Raw genomic sequence first — 7,876 nt, forward strand, 5'->3', positions numbered from 1 at the left:
ACACCGACCGCCCGAACCCGACGGTCGGGGCGGTGCGGTGTCGGGGGCGGGTGCCTGCCGGCTTCGAGGTACACCGCGCGTGCCGGGCCGGGCGGCATAGGGTGGATCTCGTGACTGAGATGACCTACCGCCGGTTGGGCGACTCCGGGCTCGTGGTGTCCGTGGTCGGCATCGGCTGCAACAACTTCGGCCGCAAGCTCGACCTCGACGGCACCCGGGCGGTGGTCGACGCCGCGCTCGACGCCGGAATCAACTTCTTCGACACCGCCGACATCTACGGGGAGCCGCAGGGCGGCTCCGAGGAGCTGCTGGGCCAGGCGCTCAAGGGCCGACGCGACGACGTCGTGGTGGCCACCAAGTTCGGCATGGACATGAACGGCATGAACGGCCCCGACTTCGGCGCCCGGGGCGCGCGTCGCTACATCGCCCGGGCGGTGGAGGCGTCGCTGCGCCGGCTCGGCACCGACCACATCGACCTGTATCAGATGCACGAGCCCGACCCGGGCACCCCGATCGACGAGACGCTCGCCGCGCTCGACGACCTCGTCCGCGCCGGCAAGGTCCGCTACCTGGGAAACTCCAACTTCGCCGGCTGGCAGATCGCCGACGCGGACTGGGTGGCCTCGTCGAACGGCCGCTCCCGCTTCATCAGCGCGCAGAACCACTACAGCCTGCTGGAGCGCGGCGTCGAGGCCGAGGTGGTGCCGGCGTGCGAGCGCTTCGGCCTCGGGCTGCTGCCGTTCTTCCCGCTGGCCAACGGGCTGCTCACCGGCAAGTACAAGCGCAACGAGGCCCCGCCGGCCGGCAGCCGCCTCGCCGGTGGCGGCCGGTACGCCCAGCGACTCGCCGCCGCCGACTGGGACACCATCGAGGCGATCGAGGCGTACGCCGCCGAGCGGGGCCTGTCGATGCTCCAGGTGGCGATCGGCGGGCTGGCCGCCCAGCCGGCGGTGACCTCGGTGATCGCCGGCGCCACCACGCCCGAGCAGGTACGCGCCAACGCGGAGGCGGGCACCTGGCAGCCCACCGACGAGGACCTGGACGCCCTGCGCGCCGTCCTCTGACGAGGGTGCGCCCGGCGGGCTGTGTCCCGCTCGGGGCCGGGCCTCGGCTTCCACGGGAAGGCGAGCCGGGGCGGTACCCGGGCGGCGGAGGGCATCCGGACAGCATGGCGTGACGGAACGGCCACGCGCCGCCCCGACCGTCGGGTTCGGGCGGTCGGTGTGAAATCCGCATCCCGACCTTGGCGGATCCGGCGATCCGTCGTACGGTGACACCCGCAAGTGACCCACGGGAGCCCGGTACACCGGGCTGAGAGGGGGGCTGTGAGCCCCCGACCGTCGAACCTGATCCGGGTAATGCCGGCGCAGGGAGGAGTGTTGCCGTGCCGTCCCTCGGGCGACTGCATCTCATCACCGACACCCGACCCGGGCGGGATCCGCTCGCCGTGCTGCGGGCCGCCCTTCCGGTGGCCCGCGCGGAACTGGTCGTGCAGGTCCGGGTGACCGACGACGCCACCGACCGGGAGGCGTACGACCTTGCCCGCCGGGTGGTCGCGCTCTGCGGCCGGTACGACGCCACCTGCCTCGTGAACGACCGGCTGCACGTGGCGCTGGCGGTGGGCGCCGCCGGTGGGCACGTCGGCGCGGACGACCTGCCGGTCGGGGCGGCCCGCCGGGTGCTCGGCGCGACCGCCGTGCTCGGCGCCACCGCCCGCGACCCGGGGACGGCCGCCGAGGCGGTCGCCGCCGGGGCCAGCTACCTGGGCGTGGGCCCCTGCCACGCCACCAGCACCAAGGCGGGGCTGCCGGCGCCGATCGGCCCGGCGGGCGTACGCGCCGTCGCCGACGCCGTGGACGTGCCGGTCGTCGCGATCGGCGGGGTGACCGCCGCCAGGGTTCCCGCACTGGTGGCCGCGGGGGCGTACGGGGTGGCGGTGGTGGGGGCGCTCTCCGGGGCGGCCGACCCGGCCCGGGCGACGGCGGAGCTGCTGGGAGCCCTGGGGTGCTGACCCGACCGGACGTCGCCGTGGTGGGGGCGGGACCGGTCGGGCTGGCGATCGCCTGGCGCTGCGCGGCACGCGGGCTCCGGGTCGTCGTGCACGACCCCGCCCCGGGCCGCGGCGCGTCCCACGTCGCCGCCGGGATGCTCGCCCCGGTCGCCGAGGCGTACTTCGGCGAGCACGAGCTGACCGGGCTGCTGACCGCCTCCGCCGCCCGCTGGCCGGCGTTCGCCGCCGAACTGACCGCCGCCAGCGGTGTCGACGTCGGCTACCGGACCGAGGGCACGCTGATGGTCGGGCTCACCGCCGACGACCTGGCCGAGGCGGGCCGGCTGTGGGCGTACCAGCAGGGGATCGGGCTGCCGGTGACGCCGCTGCGCCCCTCGGCGCTGCGGGACCGCGAGCCGGCGCTGGCGCCCCGGGTGCGCGGCGGCGCGCTCGCCGCCACCGACCACCAGGTCGACCCGCGCCGGCTCGTGCCCGCGCTGCGCACGGCCGCCGAGCGGGCCGGCGCCACGCTGGTCCCCGTCGCCGTGCACGCCCTGTCCGACGTGGACGCCGGGGTCACGGTGGTCGCGGCCGGCTGCGGTGCGGCGGCCCTGACAGGGCTGCCGGTGCGGCCGGTGAAGGGGCAGGTGGTCCGGCTCCGCGCGCCCGGCGGCGGCGCGCCGGGCTTCCGGCACGTCATCCGGGGGTACGCCGACGGCGAGCACGTCTACCTCGTCCCCCGCGCGGACGGGGAGGTGGTGGTGGGCGCGACCGTCGAGGAGCGCTCCGACACCGACGTGTCCGCCGGGGCGGTGCTGCGCCTGCTCCGCGCCGCCGTCGACCTGCTGCCCGAGCTGGCCGAGTACGACCTGGTCGAGACCCTCGCCGGCCTGCGCCCCGGCACCCCCGACAACGCCCCCATCCTCGGCCCGCTGCCCAGCCGGCCCGGCGTGCTCGCCGCGACCGGACACCACCGGCACGGCATCGTGCTCACCCCGGTCACCGCGGACCTGATCGCCGACCTGGTCGACACGGGCGTGGCGGACCCGATGCTCGCCCCCTTCACCCCGGCCCGCTTCACGCCGGCCGCGACCGCCGGGCCCACCGCCCGCCCGCCCGCATCCGAGAAGGAGCACACGTGGAACTGACGGTGAACGGCGCCGGGCGCAGCCTGCCCGGCGGCTCGACCGTGGCGGACCTGGTCCGCGCGGTCACCGACCAGCAGCGCGGCCTCGCCGTCGCGGTCAACGGGGAGGTGGTGCCGCGTACGGGCTGGCCGGCGACCCCGCTGCGCGACGGCGACCGCGTCGAGGTGCTCAGCGCCGCCCAGGGCGGGTGACGCGGTGAGCTTCGACCTGGGGGGCGTGCGCCTCACGTCCCGGCTGATCCTCGGCACCGGCGGCGCGGCCAACCTGCGCGTGCTGGAGGACGCGATCCGGGCCTCCGGCACCGAAGTGGTCACGCTGGCCCTGCGCCGGGTCGACACCGCCCCCGGCACCGCCGGCGGGCTGCTGGACCTGCTGGACCGCTGCGGCGTGAGGCTGCTGCCGAACACCGCCGGCTGCTACACGGCGGGCGAGGCGGTCAAGGTGGCGCACCTGGCCCGGGAGGCGTTCGGCACCGACTGGGTGAAACTGGAGGTGATCGGCGACGAGCGCACACTGCTGCCCGACGGGGTGGAGCTGCTGCGCGCCGCCGAGGAGCTCGTCGCGGACGGGTTCGTCGTGCTGCCGTACACGTCGGACGACCCGATCCTGGCACGCCGGCTGGCCGACGTCGGCTGCGCCGCGGTGATGCCGGCGGGCGCACCGATCGGCTCCGGCCTGGGCGTGTCCAACCCGCACCACATCCGGCTGATCCGGCAGGGCGTCGACGTGCCGGTGATCCTGGACGCCGGCATCGGCACGGCGTCGGACGCCGCGCTGGCCATGGAGCTGGGCTGCGACGCGGTGCTGCTCGCCAGCGCGGTCACCCGCGCCGCCGACCCGGTGGCGATGGCGACGGCGATGCGGTACGCGGTCGAGGCGGGCCGGCTCGCGTACCGGGCGGGCCGGATCGCGCGGCGCTTCCACGCGCTCGCCTCCACCCCGGACGAGGGGCGGCCCGACCTGTGAGCGGCCCCGGTCTCGTTACTGCGGATCTTGGTACGAGAGGGTCCCTCCACTGGCCGTTTCCTGCCACGGGCTCGGGCGGGCCGGCCGGCGTCCTGCTGCTGACCGATCGGCGGCAGGCTCGACGGCCGTTGGCCGAGGTCGTTGCCGGGGCGGTGGCCGGGGGAGTGCGATGGGTGGTGCTGCGGGAGAAGGATCTGCCCCGGGCCGAGCGCGCCGCCCTCGCCGCCGAGCTGCGCGCGGTCCTCGCCGGGGCGGGCGGCACCCTGGTCGTCGCCGGCCCCGACCCGCTCGGCGGCGACGCTGTCCACCTGCCCGCCGCCGGCCCGTACCCGCCGCCGAGGCTCGGCCTGGTGGGCCGCTCCTGCCACGACCGGGCGGAGCTGGCCAGGCTCACCACGGAGGACTACGCCACCCTCTCGCCCGTCTACCCGACCAGCACCAAACCCGGCTACGGCCCGCCGCTGCGCCCCGACGGGCTCAGCGCGCTGATCTCGGTCAGCCCCGTGCCGGTCCTGGCTCTCGGCGGAGTGGAAACCCCGGACCAGGTGCACGCCTGCGTCGAGGCGGGCGCCGTGGGGGTGGCGGTGCTGGGTGCCGTCATGCGCGCCGACGACCCCGAGGAGGCAGCCGCCACCCTCACCGCAGCCGCCGGAGGGGAGCAGTGACCCCGACGACCGTGCTCACCATCGCCGGGTCGGACTCCGGCGCGGGCGCCGGCATCCAGGCAGACCTGAAGGTCTTCGCGGCCCTCGGCGCGTACGGCACCAGCGTGCTCACCGCGGTCACCGCGCAGAACACGAGGGGCGTCGACGCCGTCCTGCCGCTGCCGCCGCGCACGGTCACCGAGCAGCTCGACAGCGTGCTCGCCGACTTCACCGTCCGCGCCGTCAAGACGGGCATGCTCGGCACGCCGGCGGTCGCCGACGCGGTGGCCGACGCCGCCAAGGACGGCCGGCTGCCGCACCTCGTCGTCGACCCGGTGCTCGTCGCCACCAGCGGGCACCGGCTGGGCGTGGTCGCCGCCGTCGAGCGGCTGCTGCCGTACGCGCAGGTGGCGACGCCGAACTGCGCGGAGGCCGCGGCCATCACCGGACGTCCGGTGACCACGGTCGAGGAGATGGTCGCCGCCGCCGAGGCGCTCGCGGCGGGCGGCCCGGCGCACGTCGTGGTGACCGGCGGCGACGTGGACGCCGACGGCGAGGCGGTCGACGTGCTGCACGGCGGCGGCGTCACCACGCTGCTGCGCGCGTCCCGGGTCGACACCCGGCACAACCACGGCACCGGCTGCTCGTTCTCGGCGGCGATCGCCGTCCGGCTGGCGCTCGGCGACCCGGTGCCGACGGCGGTCGCCGCCGCCAAGGAGTACGTCCTCCGCGCGCTGACCGGCGCGCGGGACTGGGAGCTGGGCGCGGGACGCGGCCCGCTGGACCACTTCGGCTGGTCCGCTTGATCACCAGGGAGGCTGTCATGCAGGCACGTCGCAAGGTGTACGCGGAGGGGTCCCGGCCGGACGTCCGGGTGCCGTTCGCCGAGGTGGAGCTGACCGGTGACAACCCGCCGCTGCGGCTCTACGACACCTCGGGACCCGGCTCCGACCCGGAGGTCGGGCTACCGCCGCTGCGCGGAGCGTGGATCGCCGAGCGCGGCGACGTCGCCCCGGTGCGGGGCGCGGGCACCCCGCTCGCCGGTGCCGACGGTCGCCGCCCCACCCAGCTCGCGTACGCGCGGGCCGGCGTGGTGACCCCGGAGATGGAGTTCGTGGCGATCCGGGAGGGCATGGCGCCGGAGTTCGTCCGGGACGAGATCGCCGCCGGGCGGGCCGTGCTGCCGCTCAACGTCAACCACCCCGAGTGCGAGCCGGCGATCATCGGCAAGGCGTTCCTGGTGAAGGTGAACGCCAACATCGGCACCTCGGCGGTCACCTCGTCGGTCGCCGAGGAGGTGGAGAAGCTGACCTGGGCCACCCGGTGGGGCGCGGACACGGTGATGGACCTGTCGACCGGCAGGCGGATCCACGAGACGCGCGAGGCGATCGTGCGGAACTCGCCGGTGCCGATCGGCACCGTGCCGATCTACCAGGCGCTGGAGAAGGTCGGCGGCGACCCGGTGAAGCTGAGCTGGGAGGTGTTCCGGGAGACCGTGATCGAGCAGGCCGAGCAGGGCGTCGACTACATGACGGTGCACGCCGGGGTGCTGCTGCCGTACGTGCCGCTGGCGGTGGACCGGGTGACCGGGATCGTGTCGCGGGGCGGCTCGATCATGGCGGCCTGGTGCCTGGCGCACCACGAGGAGAACTTCCTCTACACCAACTTCCGCGAGCTGTGCGAGATCCTGGCCCGCTACGACGTGACGTTCTCGCTCGGCGACGGGCTGCGCCCCGGCTCGATCGCGGACGCCAACGACGAGGCGCAGTTCGCCGAGCTGCGCACCCTGGGCGAGCTGACCAAGGTGGCCTGGGAGCACGACGTCCAGGTGATGATCGAGGGGCCCGGCCACGTGCCGATGCACAAGATCAAGGAGAACGTGGACCTCCAGCAGGAGTGGTGCCACGAGGCGCCGTTCTACACCCTCGGCCCGCTGACCACGGACATCGCCCCCGCGTACGACCACATCACGTCGGCGATCGGCGCGGCGATGATCGGCATGTTCGGCACCGCCATGCTCTGCTACGTGACCCCGAAGGAGCACCTGGGGCTGCCGGACCGCGACGACGTGAAGGCCGGCGTGATCGCGTACAAGATCGCGGCGCACGCGGCCGACCTGGCCAAGGGTCACCCCGGCGCGCAGGCCTGGGACGACGCGCTGTCCAAGGCGCGGTTCGAGTTCCGCTGGGAGGACCAGTTCAACCTGTCGCTGGACCCGGAGACCGCGCGCTCGTACCACGACGCGACCCTGCCGGCGGAGCCGGCGAAGACCGCGCACTTCTGCTCGATGTGCGGCCCGAAGTTCTGCTCCATGAAGATCACCCAGGAGCTGAAGGAGTACGCGGCGCGCGGCATGCGGGACAAGTCGGAGGAGTTCCTCACCTCGGGCGGCCGGGTCTACCTGCCGCTCGCCTGAGCCCGCCGCGGCCGCCCGCCGGATGGGCGGGCGTCCGAACCGATGCCCCGGGGCGCGTCAGCTCGAACCGGCGTCCCGTCACGGCGCCCGTCCGGGCTGACGCCCCGGGGCCGGCGGGCCGCCCGTCCGGGCTGACGCCGCCCGGGGCCGGCGGTCGCGAGGTACGCGCCGGTGTGGCCGTCGTCGGGCGTCCGCCCCCGCTTCGGTCGCCGGCCCGAAGCGGGTCGTCGTCCCGGGTGGGTCAGTCGCGGTGGTGGCGGCCGGTGGAGCGCAACGACCGCCGGCCGCTCTCCTGCTCGGGCTCGTTGTCCGGGACCGGCTTGCTCAGCCCGGTGACCCAGTCCACGTACTCCTCTTCCTGCGCCGGCAGCGGCTCGGTCTCCCGGTCGGCCGGGGCGGCGTCCTCGGCGCGGGACCGGTTACGGCGGAACAGGCCCAGCCGGCCCCGACCCCGCCCGGCGGGCTGCTCGGCCTCGGCGGGCGACGCGGCTCCGGGCGACGACGCCTCCGCCCCGGCGGCGGGGGCGCCGTTCGCCGGCGCGGCGTCGACGGACGCCGGGGCGGGGCCGCCCCGGCGCGCGGTGGCGAGGGCCTCCCAGTTCGCGGCCCGGGCCAGGTCGGGCATCGGGGCCCGGTGGCGGGGCCGGGGCGCGGACCCGGGCGCGGGATCCGTGGCCGGCTGCGCCGCCTCGGCGGCGGCGCCGGCCTGGGG

General features: G+C 76.0%; 8 protein-coding genes, 1 pseudogene and 1 riboswitch. Of the genes and pseudogenes, 8 read left to right on the forward strand and 1 reads right to left on the reverse strand.

Going from position 1 to position 7,876, the window contains the following annotated elements; genetic code table 11:
• The first annotated feature begins 101 nt into the window (after window positions 1–101).
• The 8 genes from ACSNN9_RS26840 (at window position 102) to thiC (ending at window position 7,164) form a co-directional block, all read left to right on the forward strand.
• Window positions 102–1,064: an aldo/keto reductase gene (locus ACSNN9_RS26840; RefSeq protein ID WP_436676038.1), complete on the forward strand. Its 963-nt coding sequence runs from the start codon at window positions 102–104 to the stop codon at window positions 1,062–1,064.
• Window positions 1,065–1,281: 217 nt separating this feature from the next.
• Window positions 1,282–1,390: riboswitch (TPP riboswitch) on the forward strand.
• Window positions 1,385–2,011: a thiamine phosphate synthase gene (gene thiE / locus ACSNN9_RS26845; RefSeq protein WP_436676039.1), complete on the forward strand. Its 627-nt coding sequence runs from the start codon at window positions 1,385–1,387 to the stop codon at window positions 2,009–2,011. Its footprint overlaps the riboswitch before it by 6 nt.
• Entirely contained in the window at window positions 2,005–3,138 is a 1,134-nt protein-coding gene (gene thiO, locus ACSNN9_RS26850) for a glycine oxidase ThiO (RefSeq protein WP_436676040.1), read from the forward strand. The genes thiE and thiO overlap by 7 nt, the downstream gene beginning before the upstream one ends.
• Complete coding sequence (gene thiS / locus ACSNN9_RS26855) at window positions 3,129–3,329, forward strand: sulfur carrier protein ThiS (RefSeq protein WP_358091938.1); 201 nt, start codon at window positions 3,129–3,131, stop codon at window positions 3,327–3,329. Before thiO ends, thiS begins: the two co-directional genes overlap by 10 nt.
• 4 nt (window positions 3,330–3,333) lie before the next feature.
• Window positions 3,334–4,104 carry a thiazole synthase gene (locus ACSNN9_RS26860; protein WP_436676042.1) on the forward strand — a complete coding sequence of 257 codons (771 nt, stop codon included), beginning with the start codon at window positions 3,334–3,336 and terminating at the stop codon, window positions 4,102–4,104.
• 92 nt (window positions 4,105–4,196) lie between these two features.
• The gene (locus ACSNN9_RS26865) at window positions 4,197–4,769 is read left to right on the forward strand and encodes a thiamine phosphate synthase (RefSeq protein WP_436676048.1); all 573 of its coding nucleotides are present in this window, start codon (window positions 4,197–4,199) and stop codon (window positions 4,767–4,769) included.
• On the forward strand, window positions 4,766–5,554 hold the full coding sequence (gene thiD / locus ACSNN9_RS26870; RefSeq protein WP_436676044.1) for a bifunctional hydroxymethylpyrimidine kinase/phosphomethylpyrimidine kinase: 789 nt from the start codon (window positions 4,766–4,768) through the stop codon (window positions 5,552–5,554). The genes ACSNN9_RS26865 and thiD overlap by 4 nt, the downstream gene beginning before the upstream one ends.
• 17 nt (window positions 5,555–5,571) lie before the next feature.
• A complete protein-coding gene (thiC, locus tag ACSNN9_RS26875) occupies window positions 5,572–7,164 on the forward strand; it encodes a phosphomethylpyrimidine synthase ThiC (protein WP_436676046.1) in 1,593 nt (530 codons plus the stop codon).
• A 241-nt stretch (window positions 7,165–7,405) separates the two neighbouring features.
• Here thiC and ACSNN9_RS26880 read toward each other — a convergent pair.
• Window positions 7,406–7,876 (reverse strand): annotated as a pseudogene (locus ACSNN9_RS26880) (hypothetical protein); the annotation flags it as partial.

It is taken from the genome of Micromonospora sp. URMC 107, assembly GCF_051386315.1.
Taxonomy (GTDB): domain Bacteria; phylum Actinomycetota; class Actinomycetes; order Mycobacteriales; family Micromonosporaceae; genus Micromonospora.

Excerpts from the sequence above, each read along its gene's own strand:
- thiC (WP_436676046.1), top strand. The coding sequence starts at position 5,572 with ATGCAGGCACGTCGCAAGGTGTACGCGGAGGGGTCCCGGCCGGACGTC.